Genomic DNA, 22370 nt, shown 5'->3' with positions numbered 1-22370 from the left:
TCAGGAGCGGACGATGCTCAGAATCTCCGCATCGGGCCGAGCCGACTACGTCCTCCCAGCCCTCCGCCGAATCCTGAGCATGTGATTCCATCCCTCGTGATTCCACTATCCCAGTCAGGAGCGGACGATGCTCAGAATCTCTGTTACGAGTGCGTCTACTTCTTCCGGCGATCTGGCTTCGACGTTCAGCCGGAGCAGCGGTTCGGTATTCGAGGCGCGCAGGTTGAACCAGGCGTCGTCGGCCAGCTGGACGGTCACGCCGTCCAGCCTATCCACCGAGATCGTCCGATCCCCGAAGGCCTCCACCACAGCCATCGTCCGCTCCTTCGCGTCCGGCACGGTGGAGTTGATCTCGCCGGAGGCCGCATATGTTTCGTAGGCCGCCATCAGCTCGGACACCGGCCGGTCCTGCTCGCCGAGCGCGGCCAGCACGTGCAGCGCCGCGAGCATGCCGGAGTCGGCGCCCCAGAAGTCGCGGAAGTAATAGTGCGCGGAGTGCTCGCCGCCGAACACCGCGCCGGTGGAGGCCATCTGCTGCTTGATGAACGAGTGGCCGACCCGGGTGCGTACCGGGGTGCCGCCGAGCGCGGTGACCAGCTCGGGCACCGCGTGCGAGGTGATCAGGTTGTGGATGATGACCGCGCCCGGCTCCTTGACCAGTTCCCGCTCGGCGACCAGCGCGGTGATGGTCGACGGGGACACCGGGTCGCCCTTCTCGTCCACCACGAAGCAGCGGTCGGCGTCGCCGTCGAACGCGAGTCCGATATCGGCGCCGGACTTGACCACCAGGTCCTGCAGATCGACCAGGTTCTTCGGGTCGAGCGGGTTGGCCTCGTGGTTCGGGAACGAGCCGTCCAGCTCGAAGTACAGCGGCACGATGGTCACCTGCGGCAACGCGTCGAACACGGCGGGCACGGTGTGCCCGCCCATGCCGTTGCCCGCGTCCACCGCGATGGTCAGCGGGCGGACCCCGGCGATGTCGACCAGGTTGCGCAGGAACGCCGCGTAGTCGGCGAGCAGATCGACGCTGGAGGCGGTGCCGTGCGGCCCGTCGTAGCCGGGGACGCCCTCGACGATCTCGCTTTTGATCGTCGCCAGGCCCGTGTCCTGGCCTACCGGAATGGCTTTGGCGCGGCACATCTTGATGCCGTTGTAGCGGGCCGGGTTGTGGCTCGCGGTGAACATGGCGCCGGGGCAGTCCAGGCTGCCGGAGGCGAAGTACAGCTGATCGGTGGACGCGAGCCCGATGTGCACCACGTCGAGGCCCTGCGCCAGCACGCCGTCGGCGAACGCGGCGGACAGCTCGGGGGAGGACTCGCGCATGTCGTGTCCGATGACGGCCCGCATGGCGCCCTCGGCGCGCATCAGCCGGGCGAACGATGCGCCGATGTCCCTGACGAATTCGGCGTCGAGTTGTTCACCGACCACCCCGCGAACGTCGTAAGCCTTGATCACCGCGTTTACGAATTCGGCAGAGCGGGCGACTGTCATGCCCACCACCCTAATGGTTGCGCGGCAACGGTTTGACCCGGTCCTGGTTTGTTCAGGACGGCGGGTCGGGGAGTACCCGCAGATGTCCCCGGCGCCCGGTGCGGGCGGTGCGCTGCGGCGGCGGCGCGTAGTCGCGGTAGCCGCGTTGATCTTGTTCCGGCGGGCGGCGGCGCAGCCCGGCCTCCCGGACCGCCTCGGCCAGCGCGGTCAGATCGTCGTCATCCGGTGTGCTGGAGGAGAATCCACCCTCGTGGCGAACCATCTCCCAGCCCTTCGGGGCGGTGATGCGCGAGCCGTGCGTTTCACAGAGATCCCAGGAGTGCGGTTCGGCGACGGTCGCGAGGGGTCCGACCACGGCGGTCGAGTCCGAGTACACATAGGTGAGCGTCGCGACGGCCGGATTCTTGCAACCTGGTCGGCAACAACGACGCATGGGGATCACGCCGATGAGAGTAACCCTCCTGGCGTGCCGATGTGGATAGACACGCTCAGGATTCGGGCAAAAACTCCCGCCACGCGGCGACTGTCGCGGGCGAGCGAAGGGGCCTCGGCCAGGCGTTCGGCCGAAGGTCGGGTGAGTGTGCGGTCTGCGGGCCGCGCACTCGGTGTCGGTAATCAGTTATCGCTGCTCGCAACAACATTCGTTACCGAAGTGCGTGTGGCTCGGTGTGATCTCTATTCGGGTTCCGGGTCGATGATGTCCGGATCCACGCCGAGATAGGTGGCGATCTGCTGGACCAGCACCTCGCGCAGCAGGTCGACCAGGTCGTCGGGGTCGCTGGCGCGCAGCTCCAGCGGCTTGCGGAACAGCACCACCCGGGCGCGGGTGGCGGTGCCGTGCCGGTCCACGCCGGCCGGGATCAGCCGGGACAGCGGCACCGGGCCGTCGGCCACCACCTCGTCCGGCCAGGTGACCGAATCGGGATGCAGCGGACGGATTTTCGGCACATCGTCGACCGCGATGTCGAGCTTGGTGAGGCGGTCGTGCCAGCGGGTGTCCAGCGGTGCGAACGCTTCCAGCACCAGCCGGTCGAACTTCTGCCCTCTGGTGCGCCAGGCAGGCACCGTGGGCGGCAACATCGGCCCACGCACTCCGCGACCACGGCGGATCACCGACCGGGCGGTCGGCGGACGACGATTACGGGAACGTGCCATAGGTTAAAACCTAGTCAGCCCCTCCGGTGCCTGCGCACCCAGTGCTGCCCCAGTCGGTCGGCGGACCCGGGACAGGGGGCCGGGCGTACCCCCGGAGCTACCCGTGTGTTCGCGAGAATCGTTGTCGCCGTGGCGACTTCTCGCGGGTGCGGGTAACTCGGGGGTCAACCCAAGTCTGCTAGCCGATGCCGCGCTTGAGCCGGCGGCGCTCTCGTTCGGAGAGGCCACCCCAGATGCCGAAGCGCTCATCGTGGGCGAGTGCGTACTCCAGGCACTCGTCGCGAACCTCGCAGCCCATGCAGATCCGTTTCGCCTCGCGAGTCGAGCCGCCCTTCTCTGGGAAGAACGCCTCCGGATCGGTCTGCGCGCACAGGGCGCGCTCTTGCCACTGCTCTTCGATGGATTCGAACATCTCGTCGAAGCCCGTGACGACCAGGCTGAGCCGGGGCGTCGAGTTCTCGTCACCCGTGCTGAGCCCAGGCGTCAAGACTTCGTCACCCCCCTCGCGTTCTATCCAGCCGTTTTCTGCGCAGACGCCACGTGCTGCGCCTGCTGTGGAATCGGTCGGCGAGACCATCTCGTTGGCCATCGCTCCGCCTCCTCACTGTGTGTTAGCGCAGAATGATTCGATCCGTCGGACCAACACGCTTACCGACGGCCATACCCCGCGACGTTGTCCCGCGGACGTCCCCGAGCTCGTCATCCCGATGCGAACATCTGTTCGAAAAGCCGTTCGCGCCTTGCACTCTCGCGCGAACCCGAAATGACATGACTGTGATTAGACACGCCGGACGTGTCGATGGTCAAGCGGCCGTCGCTATTCCGTTACTATCCGCGAACGCTTTCGAAGATGATCTTGAGTCGGAGTAGGGCAAATGACCAGCAACTATGGCCCGAACATCGCCCGGTCCGGCAGCGCATAGGCTGTGCGGATGTGACTTCCCTTCAAGCGGACACCGAACCCGTCGGCGGGCCACGGATTGCCGTCCTGGTCGGGGGTGTCGGCGGCGCTCGCTTCCTCCAGGGCGTCCGGGAACTGCTGCCCGATGCCGACGTCTCCGCGATCGTGAACGTCGGCGACGACGTCTGGATGCACGGCCTCCGGATCTGTCCTGACCTTGATACCTGCATGTACACCCTGGGTGGCGGCATCGATACCGAGCGCGGCTGGGGCAGGCCCGGCGAGACCTGGCACGCGAAAGACGAGCTGGCGAAGTACGGGGCGCAACCGGACTGGTTCGGGCTCGGCGATCGCGACCTCGCCACGCACTTGATCCGGAGCGAAATGCTACGTGCCGGGTACCCGCTGTCCGCGGTGACCGAGGCGCTCTGCAACCGGTGGCAGCCCGGCGTGAAACTGATCCCGGCAACCGACGATCGGTGTGAAACACATGTCGTTGTGAGCGACCCGGACAACCCTGGCGAACGTCGCGCGATCCATTTTCAGGAGTGGTGGGTTCGCTACCGCGCGAACATCGAGACCCATGGATTCGCCACAATTGGGGCAGAGGACGCCAAACCAGCCCCGAATGTGACCGAGATCATAGAGTCTGCGGATGTGGTCTTGCTCGCTCCTTCGAACCCTGTGGTGAGTATCGGCGCCATCCTGGCTGTGCCTGGAATCCGCGGCGCATTGCGCACCACCGAGGCCAAAGTAATCGGTATATCCGGTGTGATCGACGGTAAACCTCTGCGCGGCATGGCCGACGAATGTCTGTCGGTGATCGGCGTCGAGACGACCGCCGAGGCGATCGGCCGTTACTACGGCGCCCGCTCCGCCACCGGAATCCTGGACGGCTGGCTGATCCACACCACCGACACCGCCGACGTGCCCGGTGTCGAGGTACGCAGCGTCCCGCTGCTCATGACCGATCCGCCGACCACCGCCGAGATGGTGCGGGAGGCCCTGGACCTCGCGGGAGTGAAGCCGTAATGACCATCGATCACGCGGCAGGCGAGCTGCGCATCCTGCCGATCACCGGCCTGCCGGAGTTCCGGCCCGGCGACGACCTCGCCCAGCACATCGCCGCGCAGGCGCCCTGGCTGGCCGACGGCGACGTGCTCGTGGTGACGAGCAAGATCGTGGCCAAGGTCGAGGGCCGCATCGTCGAGGCGCCGCTGGACCCGGAGGAGCGCGACACGATGCGCCGCGCCCTGGTCGAGCAGGAGGCCGTGCGGGTGCTCGCGCGCAAGGGCCGCACCCTGATCACCGAGAACAAGCTGGGCATCGTGCAGGCCGCGTCCGGCATCGACGGCTCCAACGTCGAGCAGGGCGAATTGGTGCTGCTGCCCGCCGATCCGGACGCCAGCGCGAAGGCCCTGCGCTCGGCGCTGGCCGAGCGGCTCGGCGTGCGGGTCGCCGTGGTCGTCACCGACACCATGGGCCGGGCCTGGCGAAACGGCCAGACCGACACCGCGATCGGCGCCTCGGGCCTGCGCGTGCTGCACGACTACGCGGGCGCGATCGACGGGCAGGGCAACGAGCTGCACGTCACCCAGGTGGCGATCGCGGACGAGCTGGCCGCGGCGGCGGATCTGGTGAAGGGCAAGCTCGGCGGCGTACCGGTCGCGGTGGTGCGCGGGCTGCCGATCACCGACGACGGCTCCAGCGCCGTCGATCTGCTGCGCGGCGGCACCGACGACCTGTTCTGGCTCGGCACCGCCGAGGCGATCGAGCAGGGGCGGCGCGAGGCGGTGCTGTTGCGCCGCTCGATCCGCCAGTTCGCGGACGAGCCGGTCGATCCCGAACGGGTGCGGGCCGCGGTCGCGGTGGCCTTGACCGCGCCGGCGCCGCACCACACCCGTCCGGTGCGATTCGTGTGGCTGCGCGAACCGGGCCTGCGCGCGCGACTGCTGGCGGCGATGACCGAGAAGTGGCGCGCCGATCTCACCGCCGACGGACTGCCCGCCGATCGGATCGAACGCCGGATCGCCCGTGGCCGAATCCTTTTCGACGCCCCCGAGGTGATCATCCCGTTCTGCGTGCCGGACGGCGCGCACGACTACCCGGACGAGCGGCGGCGGGCGAACGAGCGCACCATGTTCACCGTCGCGGTCGGCGCGGCGGTGCAGGGCCTGCTGGTCGCGCTGGCGACCGAGGGGCTCGGCAGCTGCTGGATCGGCTCCACCATCTTCGCGCCGGACGTCACCCGCGCCGTGCTCGGCCTCGACGAGGACTGGAACCCGTTGGGCGCCATTGCCGTCGGTCATCCGCTCGAGCAACTCACGCCGCGGCCGACGCCCGCTCCCGGCTTCGGACTGGTCGAACTGTGACCGCTGATTCGCTGCACGCGTCGGCGACGGCGTTGCTCGAATCCTGGTCTCCGGCCGCGGGTTCGGACCAATCGCTGCGCCAGGCCATGCTCGCGTTCCTCGGGTCGGCGCCGCGCGGATGCCTGCGCGAGCATGTGCCGGGGCATATCACCGCCTCGGCAGTGGTGTTCTCGCACGACGGACGTGAGGTGCTGCTGACCCTGCACCCGCGGGTCGGCAGCTGGATCCAGCTCGGCGGCCACTGCGAGGAGAGCGACGACACGGTGGCCGGCGCCGCGCTGCGCGAGGCCACCGAGGAGTCGGGCATCGCCGGGCTGCGGCTGGAGCCGGAACTGTATGGGGCGCAGGCGCATCCGATCACTTGCTCGCTCGGCCTGCCGACCAGGCATCTCGATCTGCTGTTCCGGATCACCGCACCCGCGGACGCGGTTCCGGTGCGCAGCGCGGAGTCCACCGATCTGCGCTGGTGGCCGGTCGGCGCGTTGCCGGCGAACGCGGACGTGCTGCTGCGCTAACACCCCTGAACAGTCCACACCCCGGTCGGCCACCGCGCTGACCGGGGTGTTTCAGTCTGCACGCCCACGTTACTTTACAAATCAGATGATTTGTATAGACAAACGACAAATCGATCTCTATCGTCCATCTCAGAGGTAACGCACGTCACACGTGACGTGCCGCTTTTGGATTGGAGACAACGATGTCGACCGACGCCGACACGTCCGCGAAACCGGTGGCGACCCCGGACTGGCGCGATCGCAAGCGCTACATGTGGCTGTGGGGATTGTTCGCTCCCACCGGTCTTTTCACGATCGGTATCCCACTTATACTGGCGCTCAATGCCATTGGCTGGCATAGATTGGCGCAGGTGCCGTTCTGGCTCGGTCCGATCCTGGTGTATCTGCTGATTCCGTTGGCGGACATATTCTTCGGGCCGGACGGCGACAATCCGCCGGACGAGGTGATGGAGTACCTGGAGCAGGACAGGTACTACCGCTATCTCACCTACCTGTATCTGCCGTTCCAATACGCGTCGCTGGTCATGGCCTGCTATTTGATCACCGCGGATCAGGTGAGCTGGCTCGGTTTCGACAACGGCCTGCACCTGGTGGACAAGATCGGCCTGGCGATCACCGTCGGCATGCTCGGCGGCATCGGTATCAACACCGCACATGAATTGGGGCACAAGAAGGTCCGGCTGGAGCGCTGGCTGTCCCGGATCGCGCTGGCCCAATCGTTCTACGGGCATTTCTATATCGAGCACAATCGCGGCCATCACGTGCGCGTCGCGACCCCCGAGGATCCGGCGAGTTCCCGTGTCGGCGAAAGCTTCTGGGCCTTCTGGCCGCGCACCGTGTGGGGGAGCCTGACGTCGTCGCTGCGCTTGGAGAAGACGCGGCTGGCGCGGTTGGACAAGAAATGGTGGAGCCCGAAGAACGAGGTGCTGAGCGCGTGGTTCATGTCGGCGGTCCTGTACGCGGTGCTGGTCGCGATCTTCGGCATCGCCCTGCTGCCGTATCTGGTGCTGCAAGCGGTGATCGGCTTCAGCCTGCTCGAGGCGGTCAATTATCTGGAGCACTACGGCCTGGTCCGGCAACGCACGGCGTCCGGGCGCTACGAGCGGCCTGCCCCGGTGCACAGCTGGAACAGCGACCACATCGTGACCAACATCTTCCTGTACCACCTGCAGCGGCACAGCGATCACCACGCCTACCCGACCCGGCGCTACCAGACGCTGCGCAGTTGGGACGGCGCGCCGAACCTGCCCAGCGGCTACGCCAGCATGATCCTGCTCGCCTACTTCCCGCCGCTGTGGCGCCGGGTGATGGACAAGCGGGTGCTCGCGCACTATCACGGGGACATCACGCTCGCGAACATCCACCCGGCCAAGCGGGACAAGGTGATTGCCCGCTACCAGGGCGGCGCCGCGACCGGCGAGGTGCGGGCATGAATCGCTATCGCTGCCCCGTCTGCGATTACGTTTACGACGAGGCGAAAGGCGCGCCGCACGAAGGATTTCGCCCGGGAACGCCGTGGGCGACTATTCCGGACGACTGGTGCTGCCCGGACTGCGGCGTGCGGGAAAAGATCGATTTCGAACCGATGGGAGCGGTCAAATGAATGACTACAAACTTTTTCAGTGCATTCAGTGCGGCTTCGAATACGACGAGGCCAAGGGCTGGCCGGAGGACGGGATCGAGCCGGGTACCCGCTGGGACGATATCCCGGAGGACTGGACCTGCCCGGACTGCGGCGCGGCGAAGGCGGACTTCTACATGGTCGAAATCGAACGGTCGTGAGGTTTTGACTGCGGGAACCACCCGTGACAGGGTCGCCGGTATGCCGCGCTCCGGAACCCGCATCCCCTATCAGGAGGCGGCGCGTGAACTCCTGCGCGCCTCCGTCCTCGGGGCGATGCGCGAACTGCTCACCGAACGGGACTGGTCCAAGATCACCCTCGGTGATGTGGCGGCCAGGGCCGGCGTGAGCAGACAGACCCTCTACAACGAGTTCGGTTCCCGCAGTGGCCTGGCGCAGGCGTATTCGCTGCGCCTGGCCGACGATCTGGTCGATCACGTCGACGCGGCCATCACTGGCAATGTCGGTGATGTCCGCGCGGCCTTCCGTGAGGGCATGACGAATTTCTTCGTCGACGCCGCCGCCGACCCGCTGGTGCAATCACTGCTCGCCGGCGAGGTGAAATTGGATCTGCTGCGGCTCATCACCCTCGATGCTGGACCGTTGCTCGACCAAGCGACCCGGCGGTTGTCGCTGGCATTCCAGCACAGCTGGGTCGCGGCGACCGCGGCCGAATCGGATGTCATCGCGCACGCGCTCGTTCGCATCGCGATGAGCTACATCCCGACGCCGCCGGATCCGGCGCGCGATGCGCCGGGTGAGTTGAGTGCGTTGCTGAGTCCGTACGTGGAAGCGATTCTGGCGGCCCGGATCGATCACTGATCGAACCCTGAAGAACCCCAGTCTGTTTGCACCAAGTAAGCTATGGCTTCAAGCGTCTGTGAGCCCGCTTAAAAACCAACTGCCATGGATGTAACCCTCATCACGTTTCGGCCGTCAAGATCTGCGAAACGGCCGTACAGTCTGGAACTATTCTCGTACATCGGAGTTAGGGTTCCTATTTAGCGGGGCAAACGTGCAAACGGTTGGCAAACCGGCGGTATCTTCTGATCCCAAACGACACTTATGGGTTTTCGGCTTGATCGCTCCACTGAGCGCACTCTTGCCCTCGCAACTTGTGTTGCAAACGGGCGCAAAGGTGTTCTGGTGGATCGGTCCGATCATCGTGTTGATCGTCATCCCGGTCCTGGACTGGGTTGTCGGCGAGGACGGCACCAACCCGCGCGATGAGGATTACGAGTTGCTGAGCAACGACCGGTACTACCGGTGGTGCACTTATCTTTTCCTTCCTGTTCAACTGATCGGCCTGTTGATCGCCTGCGCCATGTGGGCGGGTCACGAGCTGAGCATCGTCGACAAGCTTGGCCTGGCAGCCACTCTCGGCTTCGTCAGCGGCATCGGCATCAACGCGGCGCACGAGCTCGGGCATCGGGTCGAGCACGCGGAGCGCTGGCTGGCCAAGGTCGCGCTGGCGCAGTCGTTCTATGGGCATTTCTTCGTAGAGCACAACCGCGGGCATCACGTCCGGGTGGCGACTCCGGAGGACCCGGCCAGCGGGCGGCTCGGTGAGACGCTGTGGGAGTTCCTGCCGCGCAGCGTGTTCGGCAGCTTCCGCTCGGCCATCCAGCTGGAGAAGGTGCGGCTGGAACGCAAGGGCCTGCGCTGGTTCAGCGTGCACAACCACATCCTGCAGGCGTGGTCGATGAGCGTGCTGCTGTTCGGCACGATGATGGCGCTCTTCGGCGTCGGCATCCTGCCGTGGCTGATCCTGCAGGCGGTGATCGGCGCGTCGCTGCTGGAGACGGTGAACTTCATCGAGCACTACGGCCTGCTGCGGGCCAAGCGCCCGAACGGGAACTACGCGCGCTGCTCGCCGCGCGACAGCTGGAACAGCGATCGGTTGGTGACCAACATCTTCCTGTTCCATCTGCAGCGGCACAGTGACCATCACGCCAATCCCGGCCGCAGGTATCAGACCCTGCGCAGCTCGATGCAGGCGCCGCAGCTGCCCGCCGGGTACGCGACGATGATCCTGTTCGCGGCCGTGCCGCCGCTGTGGCGGGCGATCATGGACCACCGGGTGCTCGAGCATTACGACGGCGACGTCACCAAGGCGAACATCCATCCGCGCAAGCGTCGCCGCCTGCTGGAGCAGTACGGCACCGTCGCCACGATCAACGGTGCGGCCCAGGCGAATTCGGCCGAGGGCGGTCCGGCGCAGCCGAACCCGGCGGAGTCCGACGTGCCGGAGTCCGGCGCCGCGTAGCCGACCGGCTACCCCGGCTCAGCGGCGGTAGGCGGGAGGCAGGGGTAATCCCTTCTCCTGCAGCACCTCCCGCATGCGGTCGGGGTAGTCGGTGATCACGCCGTCCACGCCGGTATCGATCTGCGCGGCGATGGTGGCCTTGTCGTTCACCGTCCACGGGATCACCTTCAGGTCGAGTTCGTGCGCGCGCTCGACGTAGGTCTTGTCCGCCACCAGCGCGAAGCCGGATTCACCGGCCTTGCGGCCGTAGGGAACCGAGTAGCCGGGTGAGGCGGCGTTCGCGCCGAGCGCCTTCACCGCGCCGAGCGGATCGTTCGCGAAGTCCTCGTAGCGGATCGGGCCGAGCCACTTCGAGCCGGCGACGAAGGTGGTGTCGTCGTAGAGCGCGACCAGCGGGATCGTCGGACTAGCCTTGCGCACCAGCGGAAGTGAACGCCAGTCGAAACTCTGGATGTCGACATTGCCGGTCTCGCCCGCCGCGGCGACCGTGCTCAGGATGACGTCGACGAACTCCTGCGGCGTGGCGGACTGCTCGGGATGTTCGGCCTCCACTTTTGTTTCGATGTTGTAGCGCAGGTGCGCGCCGCGGTAGGTCTTCACCAGATCGAACAGCGCGGGCAGCGTGGCTATCCGGTTGCCGGGCACCGCCTGCTGGCCCGGGAAGTCGGCGAGCGCCTTGCCGCAGTCCAGGGTCTGGGTCTGCGCGTAGGTCAGGTCGTGCATCAGCTTGCCCACGTAGGGGAACTGCGGATCGTCCGGCGTGACCGGCGCGGTGTCCGCGCACTTGGTGCCGAGCACGGTCGGGTCGTGCCAGATCATCGGCATCTTGTCCTGGGTGAGCACGATGTCCAATTCGAGTGTGCTGACGCCGAGTTCGATCGCCTTGGCGAAACCGGCGAGCGACTCCTCGGCGGTGAGACCGCGGCCGCCGCGGTGGGCTTGCAGCTCCACCGTTCGCGGCGGGGTAGCCGGTGACGAGTCGGATCGGCTGTCGCAGGCGGCGCCGAGGCCGAGCACTAGCGAGCCGGCGACAGCGGTCGTGACGAGGGCGCGGAGGTTCGGCATCGCGCCAAGCTAGCAAGGATGAGTACAGTGTACCCACCCGCCACGCCAGCGACTAACCTTGCGTGTTGGTACCGACCTTTCCAGGAGAGGCAGATAGAGGCTATGACGACCTCAGAACTTCCCGCCCGAACTGAACTCACCGTCGATGTCCGCAATGGCATCGACTTCAAGGTGGCAGATCTGGCGCTGGCCGAATTCGGCCGCAAGGAGATCCGGCTCGCCGAGCACGAGATGCCCGGCTTGATGGCGCTGCGCCGCGAATACGCCGAGGTGCTGCCGCTGCAGGGCGCGCGGATCTCCGGTTCGCTGCACATGACCGTGCAGACCGCGGTGCTGATCGAGACCCTGGTCGCGCTCGGCGCGCAGGTCCGCTGGGCCTCCTGCAACATCTTCTCCACCCAGGACCACGCCGCGGCCGCCATCGTGGTCGGGCCGAACGGCACCGTCGACGAGCCCAAGGGCACCCCGGTCTTCGCCTGGAAGGGCGAGACCCTGGAGGAGTACTGGTGGGCCGCCGAGCAGATGCTCACCTGGCCGGACGAGCCGGCCAACATGATCCTCGACGACGGCGGTGACGCCACCATGCTGGTGCTGCGCGGCGCGCAGTTCGAGAAGGCCGGCGTGGTTCCGCCGGAGGACGAGAGCCACTCGGCCGAGTACAAGGTGTTCCTGAACCTGCTGCGCGAGCGCTTCGAGTCGGACCGGGGCAAGTGGAGCGTCATCGCCGATTCGGTGCAGGGCGTCACCGAGGAGACCACCACCGGCGTGCTGCGGCTGTACCAGTTCGCCGCCGCGGGCGAGCTGGTGTTCCCGGCGATCAACGTCAACGACTCGGTCACCAAGTCGAAGTTCGACAACAAGTACGGCACCCGCCACTCGCTGATCGACGGCATCAACCGCGGCACCGACGTGCTCATCGGCGGCAAGAAGGTGCTGATCTGCGGCTACGGTGACGTCGGCAAGGGATGCGCGGAATCCCTTGGCGGACAGGGCGCCCGGGTGCAGGTCACCGAGATCGACCCGATCAACGCGCTGCAGGCGCTGATGGACGGTTACGACGTGGTCACCGTGGAGAGCGCGATCGCCGACGCCGACATCGTCATCACCTCCACCGGCAACAAGGACATCATCACCCTCGACCACATGAAGGCGATGAAGGATCACGCGATCCTCGGCAACATCGGTCACTTCGACAACGAGATCGACATGGCCGGCCTGGAGCGCTCCGGCGCCACCCGGATCAACATCAAGCCGCAGGTCGACGAGTGGACGTTCAAGGAGTCCGGCAAGTCGATCATCGTGCTGTCCGAGGGCCGGCTGCTGAACCTGGGCAACGCCACCGGTCACCCCTCGTTCGTCATGTCCAACAGCTTCTCCAACCAGGTGATCGCGCAGATCGAACTGTGGACCAAGCCGGACGAATACGACAACGAGGTCTACCGTCTCCCCAAGCATCTCGACGAGAAGGTGGCGAAGATCCACGTCGAGGCGCTCGGCGGCGAACTCACCAAGCTCACCAAGGACCAGGCCGAGTACATCGGCGTCGACGTCGACGGCCCGTACAAGCCCGAGCACTACCGCTACTGATCCCACCCGGCCGAAGACGCCCTTCGGTCGAATTTGCTAGCGACCGAAGGCGCCCTTCATCCCGGGAGACGGGACGGAGGGCGCCTTCGGCCGGTTCGGGGGCGCGGGTAGCCTGCTCGGCATGGGCGTGCTGGTGGTGATCGAGGGGCTGGACGGCGCTGGCAAGCGGACGTTGACCGAGGAGGTCAGCGGTCGATTGCGGGCGGCGGGAAAGCGAATCGAGTCGGTGGCGTTTCCGCGGTACGGACGGTCGGTGCATGCCGATCTGGCGGCGGAGGCGCTGCATGGCGCGCACGGCGATCTCGCGGCATCGGTCAACGCGATGGCGCTGTTGTTCGCGCTGGATCGGGCGGACGCGCGCGACGAACTGACGAAGTCGTTGGCGGACAACGACATTGTGCTGCTCGACCGCTACGTCGCGTCCAACGCCGCCTACAACGCGGCCCGGCTGGAACAGTCCGCGGACGGCAAGATCGTCAGCTGGATAGGCGAATTGGAGTACGGCCGGTTCGACCTGCCCACTCCCGCATTACAGGTATTGCTCGATGTCTCACCGGAACTCGCGGCCGAACGGGCCCGCCGGCGAGGTGAGCTGGACCACACTCGGGCCCTGGATGCCTACGAACGTGACGCGGCGCTGCAGCATCGCACCCTCGCGGTGTACCGTGAGCTCGCTCAACGGAACTGGTATGGGCCGTGGTGGACATTCCGATCAGGTGACGATCCAGCCACGCTGGCTGGGCGATTGGCCGATTTGATTACCCATTAGGGTTAGATGTGCGGCGGGTTCACACCAGTGTTGGCGTGGCAGCCCGATCCTGGCCTGGGAGATGACAACATAGTAATTATGAAGCCGAAGATTCTGGTCGTCGACGACGATATGGCACTCGCGGAGATGCTCACGATCGTCTTGCGCGGGGAAGGGTTCGACCCGCATGTGGTCGGCGACGGCACACAGGCCCTGGCGGCGGTTCGCGAGATCCGCCCCGATCTGGTGTTGCTGGACCTGATGCTGCCCGGCATGAACGGCATCGACGTATGCCGGGTGCTGCGCGCCGATTCCGGGGTACCGATCGTGATGCTCACCGCGAAGACCGACACGGTCGACGTGGTGCTCGGACTCGAGTCCGGTGCCGACGATTACATCGTCAAGCCGTTCAAGCCGAAGGAACTCGTCGCCAGGGTGCGCGCCCGGTTGCGCCGCACCGAGGACGAGCCGGCCGAGCTGTTGTCCATCGCCGACATCGTGATCGATGTGCCCGCGCACAAGGTGACTCGCGGCGGCGCGCAGATCTCGCTGACCCCGCTGGAGTTCGATCTGCTTGTGGCGCTTGCCCGTAAGCCGCGTCAGGTGTTCACCCGCGAGGTGCTGCTCGAACAGGTCTGGGGCTACCGGCACGCCGCCGACACCCGGCTGGTGAACGTGCACGTGCAGCGGCTGCGCGCCAAGGTCGAGAAGGATCCGGAGAATCCGGAGATCGTGCTGACCGTCCGCGGCGTCGGCTACAAGGCCGGACCGCCGTGATCCGTCGCGGTGAGCCAGGCGCGGCCGCGCTCGTGCGGACGGAGGCATCGAGCGCCGACGAGGCTCGGTCGTGACCGATCGCTCCAGAAACCAACTGGAGCGGCGGCTGGCGGCGATGGGTGCCCGGTTCACCGAACTGGGCACACTGCTCGGTCATCTGTGGCAGCGCTCGCTGCAACTGCGCGTGGCCGTCTCGACGATCACCCTGTCGTTGATCGTGATCACGATCCTCGGCGTGGTGCTGACCGATCAGATCACCAACCGGATGTTGGACACCAAGATCAACGCGGCGGTCGAGGAGATGGGCCGCGCCCGCAACGCGGTGCACAGCCAGCTGGTCGGCACGCACGATACGGGTAACCAGCTGACGCCGGCGCGCAACGCGCTGTCCAGCGACGGCGGCCCGCAGACCGGCGTGGCCGGCAGCTACGACGTGGTGCTCGCGATGGTGGGCCCGAACCAGCAGGAGGTCGCGGCCGGCCCGATTCAGGACGTGCCCAACGAGCTGCGCAATTTCGTCCGGCGCGGACAGGTCAGCCGCCAGTTCACCACCGTCTCGGACTCCAGCGGCTATCGCGGTCCGGCGTTGATCATCGGCAGCCCGAGCACCGAAATCCCCACGCTGGAGATCTATCTCATCTTCCCGCTGGCCACCGAGGCCCGCAGCCTGTCGCTGATCCGCGGCACCATGCTGATCGGCGGCATCGTGCTGCTGGTTCTGCTGGCCGCGATCACCGCGCTGGTGACCAGGCAGGTGGTGCTGCCGATCCGGTCGGCGGCGCGGATCGCCGGTCGCTTCGCCGACGGCAGGCTGAAAGAACGCATGCTGGTGCGCGGCGAGGACGACATGGCGCGGCTGGCGCAGGCGTTCAACGAGATGGCCGAGAGCCTGTCCAACCAGATCACCCAGCTGGAGGAATTCGGAAACCTGCAGCGCCGCTTCACCTCTGACGTCAGCCACGAACTGCGCACGCCGTTGACCACGGTGCGGATGGCGGCGGATCTGATCCACGGCAGCAGCGACGATCTGGATCCCGCGCTGGCCCGCAGCGCCGAATTGCTGGTCAACGAGCTGGACCGATTCGAGGGCCTGCTCAACGATCTGCTCGAGATCAGCCGCCACGACGCGGGCGTGGCCGAATTGCAGGTCGAATCGCTGGACGTGCGGATGTGCGCGCGGGCGGCCATCTCCACGGTGCGCCACCTGGCCAAGGATGCCGGGGTCGAGGTGGTCATCGACCTGCCGGAGGAGCCGCTGGTCGCCGAGGTGGATCCGCGCCGGGTCGAGCGGGTGCTGCGCAATCTGCTGGCCAACGCCATCGATCACAGCGAGGGCAAGCCGGTGCTGATCCGGATGCGCGGTGACGTGGACGCGAACGCGGTCTCGGTGGTGGTGCGCGACCAGGGCGTCGGCCTGCGCCCCGGCGAGGAGAAGCTGGTCTTCAACCGGTTCTGGCGCTCGGATCCGTCCCGGATGCGCCGCTCCGGCGGCACCGGGCTCGGGCTGTCGATCAGCGTCGAGGACGCGAACCTGCACGAGGGCAGGCTGGAAGCCTGGGGCGAGGTCGGCGTCGGCGCGAGCTTCCGGCTGACCCTGCCGCTGGTGCGCGGCAAGAAGCTCGGCGCGAGCCCGCTGTCCCTGGAGCCCGTGCGCAAACAGGTCGTGGTGCGGCAGGCCGAACTGGAGCTGGTGCCGAATTCGGTTGAGCCGGAATCGAGTACGACCTCCGTCGACGGCGCCACGGCGCCGTCGGCCGGGAACGGCTCGACCGCCGTCGCGCAGCCGGCGCCGGGCGCGGCGCAGTCATCGGCGGGGGCAGGCACGGTGAACGAATCAGGGGACGTACCGTCATGAGAATGCGAGTCGGTTCTGCGCGGACGCAGCGGCTGTTCGCGTTCGGCGCGGCGGCCCTCGCGGCATTGGTCGTGCTGTCCGGGTGTGCGAGCCTGCCGGAATCCTCGGCGCCGCAGGCGCTCGGCACGATCAACCGCGAGCCCACCTCCGAGGGCCCGCCGCCGCCCACCCAGGGGCGCGACCCCGATCTGCTGCTGCGCGACTTCCTGCTGGCGACCGCCGACCCGGCCAACCGGCACCTGGCGGCCCGCCAGTACATGACCCCGTCGGCCGCGGCGCAGTGGGACGACTCCGCGGGCACCACGATCGTGGAGAAGCCGGATACCTTGCGCGAGTCGCGCACCGGCGACAAGGCGACCTATCGGATCCGGGCGCGCAAGATCGCCGACCTGGACAGCAACGGCGCGTACCGGGCCTCGGCCGATCCGCCGCTGGAAAACAAGATCGAGATGACCAAGGTCAACGACGAGTGGCGCATCGACGAGCTGCCCGACGGTGTCGTCATGGACGCCATCGCGTTCGGCAAGATGTACCGGCGATACGCGCTCTACTTCGTCGACCCGACCAGCAGCGTGGTGGTGCCCGACCTGCGCTGGGCCGCCGTGCCCAAGGCCCAGCTGACCCAGCGGCTGCTGGCGATGCTCGGCGAGGGCACCCAGCCCGCGCTGGCCCCGGTGCTGCGCAACGAGCTGGCCGCGCCGATCACCCTGCGCGGCCCCGTCACCAAGGCCAACGGCGATCCGGACGAGGTCGGCGTCGGGCTCGGCGGGGTGAAGATCGACTTCGCCGGCGCCTCGGCGCTCAATCCGCACGATCGCGAGCTGCTCGCCGCGCAGGTGGTGCTCACCCTGGCCGGCGCGGACATCCTCGGGCCGTATGTGCTGCTGGCGGACGGGAAACCGTTCGACGACCGGTTCACCGGCAGCGGCTGGGCGGTCTCGGATGTGCAGCAGTACAGCCAGCCGACGCTGGGGAACAGCCAGGTCGGGCTGCACGCGCTGCGCGGCGGCGCGCTGGTGCAGGTTCCGGAGAACAACGCGCCGATCACCCCGGCGCCGGGCTACTTCGGCACGGTGAACAACCTGCTGTCCGCGGCGCTGTCGCCGGACAGTCAGCTGGTCGCCGGTGTCGCGGACACCGGGCGGCCCGCGCCGGACCCGGCGCGCACCTTGATGATCGGCACCTACGGCGGTAACGCGATCCCGGTCGCCGCGGGCAACTCCATCACCCGGCCGTCCTGGAACATCGACGGCACCGCCGCGTGGGCGGTGATCGATGGCGAACGGGTGATCCGCGCGGTCAACGACCGGTCCACCAACACCGTCTCGGTGCAGGACGTGGACACCTCGGCGCTCACCTCCGCGGGCTCCGGGGCGGCCTTCCGGGCACCCATCACCGAGCTGCGGATCTCCCGCACGGGGGTGCGGGCTGCCTTGATCGCCGACGGGAAAGTCTATGTCGCGGTAGTCATTCCGAAGCCGGGCGGCGGATTCGCGCTGGCTTCACCGCTGCCCGTCGGGGTCAACTCGAGCGCCGCCGCGGTGTCGTTGTCCTGGTTCGGCAGCGACCGGTTGATCATCTCCAGGGAGGGCAACGTCGACCCGGTCGGCACCGTGTCCATCGACGGTTCGCAGCCGACCCCGCAGACCAGCCGGAACCTGACCGCGCCGGTGCGGCAGGTCAGTGCCAACCCGGAACACCAGTACGCGGCCGATTCGCGTGCGGTGCTGGAGCTGACCAGCAATCCGGACGGTGGCGAGCCGTACTGGCGGGAGGTGCCCGGTCTGGGCGCGAACGCCGTCCCGGTGCTGCCCGGCTGACAGCCGCACCACTTCTGACTTCCCGCACCCCGGCTCGCCGCGCTGACACGCGTGCGTTTGTCAAAAGGCGTGCGGCTGTGGCAGATCGGGGTCGGTTGTCGGTGGGTGGGGGGACACTCGGGCGATGCGGACCCTACTGGATCTGATCCTGCCCGCGTCCTGTGCGGGCTGCCGGATGGCGGGGGTCGGCTGGTGCGCCGACTGTGCGGCGGCGCTCGCCGGCCCACCGATCCGGGTGTGGCCGCGGACCGATCCGGGGGTGCCGTGCTGGGCGCTCGGACCGTACGCGGGGCCGGGGCGGCGGGCGGTGCTGGCCGCCAAGGAGCGGGGCCGGCGGGATCTGGCCGAGCCGCTCGGGCTCGCGCTGGCCCGCGGCCTGGCGCGCTTGCGGGCGGGGGATCGGCCGCTGGTGCTCATTCCCGCCCCGAGCCGCACGGTCGCCGCGCGCCGGCGAGGCGGCGATCCGGTGTTGCGCACAGCGCGGGTAGCCGCGAGTTGGCTGCCCGATAGCCAGATGGTATCCGTGCTCCGAGTGTGGTGGGCTGTGCGGGATTCGGTGGGCTTGACACCCGGTGAGCGGGCTCACAATCTGCACGGCCGGGTCACCACACTACCCGGTCACGCGGCCATACCGCAGATTCCGGCAAACGCCGAGGTAGTGCTGGTCGACGATGTGCTGACCACCGGTGCCACCGCGCGCGAGTCGGTGCGCGCACTGGCTCGGATCGGCCTGCCGACACGCGCGGTACTGGTTACCTGTGCTGCTTGACTCCGGGAAATTTGCGTGAACACTGGCGCACTCCCCGATGTCGTACTAGCGTCGCGAACACACACCCGAACCGGGAGTTTGGAGGTGGCGCCTCGGACATCATGTGCCGAGAGATCGTCTATCGGCACGGCTCATTCCCGCCGCACGAGCGTTGTCTGTGCGGCCATATTCGGGAGGTACGCGTGACGACTTCTTCACGACCTTCAGTGCAAGACGCCGATCCTTCGGTGTTGGATGACAGCACCTTGGACGTGACCGAACAATCCGTTGCGGACCGCACCAGGACGCCCCGCGCGGACGTCGTGGTCAAGGGTCGCAATGTCGAAGTTCCGGATCACTTTCGAATCTATGTCGCGGAGAAACTCTCCCGGCTCGAACGCTTCGATCCGTCCATTTTCATTTTCGACGTCGAGCTGTTCCACGAACGAAATCGTCGGCAGCGCAAGAGTTGTCAGCGGGTGGAGATCACCGCGCGCGGCAAGGGCCCGATCGTGCGGGCCGAGGCCTGCGCCGACAGTTTCTACGCCGCGCTGGAGTCGGTGACGGCGAAGCTGGAAAGCCGCCTGCGCCGCACCAAGGACCGCCGCAAGGTGCACTACGGGGACAAGACCCCGGTCTCCGTCGCCCAGGCGACCGCCGATCTGGTGGACGACTCGCTGTTCGTCCAGCCGAACGGAAACGGCGCTTCCGCCGCGCACGACCACCCCGACGGCGAGTCCCGCCGTCGCACCGACGACCTGCCGGAGAACTCGGACTACGCGGCCGGGCCCGGCCATATCGTTCGCACCAAGGTGCACACCGCGACCCCGATGTCCGTCGACGACGCCCTCTACCAGATGGAACTCGTCGGCCACGACTTCTTCCTCTTCCAAGACCGAGAGACCGACCGACCGTCGGTTGTCTATCGTCGGCACGCCTTCGACTACGGCCTTATCCGGCTCGCATAGTCCAGGGTTCGCACCCTATCCACCACTCCGGGCAGTCAACGCTCGAGTTGGGTGCCCGGAGATCCGCCTCGGTTTGCAGATCCATCCGCCGCCGATGACTCGGCCTCGCCACGATTACCCCAGGCTCGTTGTGGCCTTGCGAGTTTCGCTATTCCAGGCCCGCGCGAGGTCGAGGAGGCGGCGGATGTCGGCGTCGATGTCGTTCGACGGCGCGTCGAACCCATCGGCCTCGCATGGTGCCGCGGCCGGGGCGGCTCCGGTGCGCTTGGCCGTGATGGCCTGTTTCAACTGCCCGGCCTAGCGCTCGTTGCTTGGTGGGCCGCGCCTCGTCCGGTCGGCGGGCAGGTAACGGTGCAGGTGCATCAGGGCGTCGCGGATCTCGACCGTCATACGCAGCAGGCGCGCGTCCGATGTGACCGAATCGCTTGCGGGGAGCACGATTTCGGGTACGGCCAGCGAGCGATTGAGCAGGCGATCGATGGTGGTGCGGTGGAGCAGCGCGAACTGCCCGATCGCCACGGCGACGACGAAGACGATTACCGGTACCGCGAAGATCGCGGGAACGGGTGAGTTCACCGACGGCGGTCGCGGAAGAACGTCCGGTGGAGCAAGGAGTCTCGGCGCGGCGGCCGCATGGCGTGCAGCATGACCATGTCGGCGAAGGTCTCGGCGTCGCGTTCGCGGGTGGTGCCGTAGTCGGTGCGGCCGAGCACATGGGCGATGGATTCGGGCGAGATCGACGGCAGCAGTTCGGCGACGGCGGCCACCGTCGGGGTGGCCTGGCCGGGTTCGCCGTCGGTCGGCTGTTCCGGGCCGTGACCGAGCAGCATGTGGCCGAGCTCGTGCACGATGATGTGCTCGGCGTGCCACTCGGTGGTGTCCGCGCCGTAGACGATGACGTCGCTGTCCTGCTTGGCGATCCACAGTCCGCTGCCGGTGCCGCAGCCGGTGCCCGCGAGCAGCGCGGTATCGATCGGCAGCAGGCTGATGTCCCGGCCGCGGTACCGCGCGACATCATCGAGGTAGCTCGACAGATCCCACGGGTGCGGTATCGGTACGTCCCGGGTCAGGTTCCGGAACTGGGCCTGCATGGCCATGCGATCGAATCTCCTACAGCAAGCTCGGTGCCCCCATGTAGGTAGCGATATTACCGACTCGGCGGTACGGGACCATCCGTGCTCTCGATGATGCGCGCGAGGATCGACTGGTCGACGTTGGAGCCGCGCAGTGCGATGCTGGAAACGTTGGCATCGCGCATGGTCGCGAGCAGTTCGAGTTCGCGGTCGATGGCCGCGGCCGCGGGGCCGGTGGTGGTGAGGTAGTCCGCGGCCACGCCGAAGCTCTGGGCGATTGCCGCCAGCAGGTCGGGTTCGACTGCGGCGGAGGCGGTTTCGCTGTCGAAGTCGCCCCGGCGTAGTCGTTCCAGCCGACTCGCGGGGACGGTCCGGCGCAGGTAGTCGCCGGCCTGCGCCGCGACGGTCGCGTTGCTGCGCTCCGGGGCCGAGCGCGGGTGCACCACCGCGAACAGCCGATTGATCTTGTGGCTCAGCGTGAGCGCTCCGTCGGCCGGCGCGCCGTTCGTCATCTCCGTCACCTCAGTGCCCACCGTTTCGACTCGCGGTCGTGGCCAGGTTGGCAGCCAGCCACCGTGCCCGGAACTGACCTTCTGTCGCAGCATCCACGTCCTCCGATCGTCCGGCCAGCCAGCGCCGGTATCGCCGTTCCTGCAGTTCGGTGCCCTCGCTGGCTTCGGCGGGCACCTCGAGCAGGTGCGCGAAGGCCATTTCGACGAGGGGGTGTAGTACGCGGCCGGGACCGCCGTTGCGTTCCAGCATCGCGGTCGCGTAGCGCGCCGAGAGTTTGGAGACCACGCGGTTGAGTTCGTCGATCGCGGAGGTCAATTGAGGGTCGGTCGCGCGGCCCTGCTCCACCGCGTCGTTGAGCCGGCCCGCGGTGGCGAGCAGGCCGGTGAGGTCGGCGATCTCGAAGCGGATCGAATCGGGTCCGGCGACGACGGACTCGCCGGGGTGGCGGGCGACCGGCCCGAGTTCGTCGGCGACGGCGGGCGTGCCGCCCGCGTAGGTCCGCGCGGCACTGCCCGGCAGCCAGCGCAGCGGCGCGTCGAGTTTGTTCAGCGTGGTGGTGCTGATCGCCGCGTCGCCGTCCTCGATCTTGCGAATCGTCGGTGCCGAAGGACCCCCGAGGTCGCCGATCTGTAACTGCGTGAGTCCGAGCTCGTCCCGGCGTTCCTTGATGATTCGGCCGAATCTCTTCTGGCGCCGCGACAGCTCCGAAGGGCTATGCATAGTGCACTCAAGGGTAGGCGCGACCAGGGCCAAAGGCAAATCGATAGAAAGTGTTTGAAAAATCAGTAGCAATATTGCTACTGTTCTGATGCGCCGAGTCGCTACGACATCGGCCTTGCGGAGCGTTCCGAGACGAGCAGGGGCGTTCGTCGGGACGGGCGCCTCCGGTCTGTTG

23 protein-coding genes and 1 pseudogene are annotated in these 22370 nt (G+C 67.3%); 15 read left to right on the top strand and 9 right to left on the bottom strand.

All coding sequences use genetic code 11. The features are described 5' to 3' along the window. Nucleotides 1-114 precede the first annotated feature (114 nt). The 4 genes from ACFYO1_RS31000 to ACFYO1_RS30985 all read right to left on the bottom strand — a co-directional run bounded on the left by ACFYO1_RS31000 (nt 115) and on the right by ACFYO1_RS30985 (nt 3058). Nucleotides 115-1491: a phosphomannomutase/phosphoglucomutase gene (locus ACFYO1_RS31000; RefSeq protein ID WP_387238399.1), complete on the bottom strand. Its 1377-nt coding sequence runs from the start codon at nt 1489-1491 to the stop codon at nt 115-117. Between the two features lie 52 nt (nt 1492-1543). Continuing rightward, nucleotides 1544-1924 (bottom strand): DUF3499 domain-containing protein, encoded by a 381-nt coding sequence (locus ACFYO1_RS30995; RefSeq protein WP_387238732.1) that lies wholly within the window; start codon nt 1922-1924, stop codon nt 1544-1546. A gap of 242 nt (nt 1925-2166) precedes the next feature. Beyond that, complete coding sequence (locus ACFYO1_RS30990) at nt 2167-2646, bottom strand: metallopeptidase family protein (protein ID WP_167768837.1); 480 nt, start codon at nt 2644-2646, stop codon at nt 2167-2169. A gap of 178 nt (nt 2647-2824) precedes the next feature. Beyond that, on the bottom strand, nt 2825-3058 hold the full coding sequence (locus ACFYO1_RS30985) for a WhiB family transcriptional regulator (RefSeq protein WP_029901515.1): 234 nt from the start codon (nt 3056-3058) through the stop codon (nt 2825-2827). A gap of 522 nt (nt 3059-3580) precedes the next feature. Here ACFYO1_RS30985 and cofD point away from each other — a divergent pair. The 8 genes from cofD to ACFYO1_RS30945 all read left to right on the top strand — a co-directional run bounded on the left by cofD (nt 3581) and on the right by ACFYO1_RS30945 (nt 10321). Continuing rightward, entirely contained in the window at nt 3581-4579 is a 999-nt protein-coding gene (gene cofD / locus ACFYO1_RS30980; protein WP_387238395.1) for a 2-phospho-L-lactate transferase, read from the top strand. Continuing rightward, nucleotides 4579-5919 (top strand): coenzyme F420-0:L-glutamate ligase, encoded by a 1341-nt coding sequence (locus tag ACFYO1_RS30975; RefSeq protein ID WP_387238392.1) that lies wholly within the window; start codon nt 4579-4581, stop codon nt 5917-5919. Before cofD ends, ACFYO1_RS30975 begins: the two co-directional genes overlap by 1 nt. Further along, the gene (locus ACFYO1_RS30970; protein ID WP_387238389.1) at nt 5916-6434 is read left to right on the top strand and encodes an NUDIX hydrolase; all 519 of its coding nucleotides are present in this window, start codon (nt 5916-5918) and stop codon (nt 6432-6434) included. Before ACFYO1_RS30975 ends, ACFYO1_RS30970 begins: the two co-directional genes overlap by 4 nt. 182 nt (nt 6435-6616) lie before the next feature. Further along, entirely contained in the window at nt 6617-7867 is a 1251-nt protein-coding gene (locus tag ACFYO1_RS30965) for an alkane 1-monooxygenase (protein ID WP_387238386.1), read from the top strand. After that, nucleotides 7864-8037 (top strand): rubredoxin, encoded by a 174-nt coding sequence (locus tag ACFYO1_RS30960; RefSeq protein WP_387238383.1) that lies wholly within the window; start codon nt 7864-7866, stop codon nt 8035-8037. Before ACFYO1_RS30965 ends, ACFYO1_RS30960 begins: the two co-directional genes overlap by 4 nt. Then, nucleotides 8034-8216 carry a rubredoxin gene (locus tag ACFYO1_RS30955; RefSeq protein WP_387238380.1) on the top strand — a complete coding sequence of 61 codons (183 nt, stop codon included), beginning with the start codon at nt 8034-8036 and terminating at the stop codon, nt 8214-8216. The genes ACFYO1_RS30960 and ACFYO1_RS30955 overlap by 4 nt, the downstream gene beginning before the upstream one ends. 40 nt (nt 8217-8256) lie before the next feature. Then, the gene (locus ACFYO1_RS30950) at nt 8257-8877 is read left to right on the top strand and encodes a TetR/AcrR family transcriptional regulator (RefSeq protein WP_387238377.1); all 621 of its coding nucleotides are present in this window, start codon (nt 8257-8259) and stop codon (nt 8875-8877) included. 295 nt (nt 8878-9172) lie between these two features. Continuing rightward, nucleotides 9173-10321, top strand: coding sequence for an alkane 1-monooxygenase (locus ACFYO1_RS30945; protein WP_387238374.1), 1149 nt, complete (start codon nt 9173-9175; stop codon nt 10319-10321). Between the two features lie 18 nt (nt 10322-10339). Here the strand turns inward: ACFYO1_RS30945 and ACFYO1_RS30940 are convergent, their stop codons facing one another. Further along, nucleotides 10340-11386, bottom strand: coding sequence for a glycerophosphodiester phosphodiesterase family protein (locus tag ACFYO1_RS30940; RefSeq protein ID WP_387238371.1), 1047 nt, complete (start codon nt 11384-11386; stop codon nt 10340-10342). Nucleotides 11387-11488: 102 nt separating this feature from the next. Here ACFYO1_RS30940 and ahcY point away from each other — a divergent pair, with 102 nt between their 5' ends. The 7 genes from ahcY (at nt 11489) to hpf (ending at nt 19889) form a co-directional block, all read left to right on the top strand. Continuing rightward, on the top strand, nt 11489-12973 hold the full coding sequence (gene ahcY / locus ACFYO1_RS30935; protein WP_387238368.1) for an adenosylhomocysteinase: 1485 nt from the start codon (nt 11489-11491) through the stop codon (nt 12971-12973). A gap of 121 nt (nt 12974-13094) precedes the next feature. Then, nucleotides 13095-13742: a dTMP kinase gene (locus tag ACFYO1_RS30930; protein WP_387238365.1), complete on the top strand. Its 648-nt coding sequence runs from the start codon at nt 13095-13097 to the stop codon at nt 13740-13742. A 78-nt stretch (nt 13743-13820) separates the two neighbouring features. Next, on the top strand, nt 13821-14498 hold the full coding sequence (gene mtrA, locus ACFYO1_RS30925; protein WP_069163595.1) for an MtrAB system response regulator MtrA: 678 nt from the start codon (nt 13821-13823) through the stop codon (nt 14496-14498). A gap of 115 nt (nt 14499-14613) precedes the next feature. After that, nucleotides 14614-16353, top strand: a complete 1740-nt coding sequence (gene mtrB / locus ACFYO1_RS30920) for an MtrAB system histidine kinase MtrB (RefSeq protein WP_387238727.1) — start codon at nt 14614-14616, stop codon at nt 16351-16353. Between the two features lie 2 nt (nt 16354-16355). Then, the gene (gene lpqB / locus ACFYO1_RS30915; protein WP_387238361.1) at nt 16356-18173 is read left to right on the top strand and encodes an MtrAB system accessory lipoprotein LpqB; all 1818 of its coding nucleotides are present in this window, start codon (nt 16356-16358) and stop codon (nt 18171-18173) included. A gap of 124 nt (nt 18174-18297) precedes the next feature. Beyond that, the gene (locus tag ACFYO1_RS30910) at nt 18298-18942 is read left to right on the top strand and encodes a ComF family protein (RefSeq protein ID WP_387238358.1); all 645 of its coding nucleotides are present in this window, start codon (nt 18298-18300) and stop codon (nt 18940-18942) included. 182 nt (nt 18943-19124) lie between these two features. Beyond that, nucleotides 19125-19889, top strand: coding sequence for a ribosome hibernation-promoting factor, HPF/YfiA family (gene hpf, locus ACFYO1_RS30905; protein ID WP_387238355.1), 765 nt, complete (start codon nt 19125-19127; stop codon nt 19887-19889). A 114-nt stretch (nt 19890-20003) separates the two neighbouring features. On the opposite strand, the pseudogene ACFYO1_RS30900 reads toward hpf, so the two are convergent. The 4 genes and pseudogenes from ACFYO1_RS30900 to ACFYO1_RS30885 form a co-directional block, all read right to left on the bottom strand. After that, nucleotides 20004-20408, bottom strand: a pseudogene (locus tag ACFYO1_RS30900) (DUF6545 domain-containing protein). A 53-nt stretch (nt 20409-20461) separates the two neighbouring features. Then, nucleotides 20462-20986: a hypothetical protein gene (locus ACFYO1_RS30895; RefSeq protein WP_387238352.1), complete on the bottom strand. Its 525-nt coding sequence runs from the start codon at nt 20984-20986 to the stop codon at nt 20462-20464. Nucleotides 20987-21036: 50 nt separating this feature from the next. After that, entirely contained in the window at nt 21037-21474 is a 438-nt protein-coding gene (locus tag ACFYO1_RS30890; RefSeq protein WP_387238349.1) for a hypothetical protein, read from the bottom strand. Between the two features lie 10 nt (nt 21475-21484). After that, nucleotides 21485-22195, bottom strand: a complete 711-nt coding sequence (locus ACFYO1_RS30885) for a helix-turn-helix domain-containing protein (protein WP_387238346.1) — start codon at nt 22193-22195, stop codon at nt 21485-21487. Nucleotides 22196-22370 lie beyond the last annotated feature (175 nt).

Origin of the sequence: Nocardia sp. NPDC006044 (assembly GCF_042871115.1) — a bacterium.
Classification (GTDB): Bacteria; Actinomycetota; Actinomycetes; order Mycobacteriales; family Mycobacteriaceae; genus Nocardia.
Note: the sequence above shows the minus strand (reverse complement) of the source record. Positions and strands in the feature narration are given on the sequence as shown.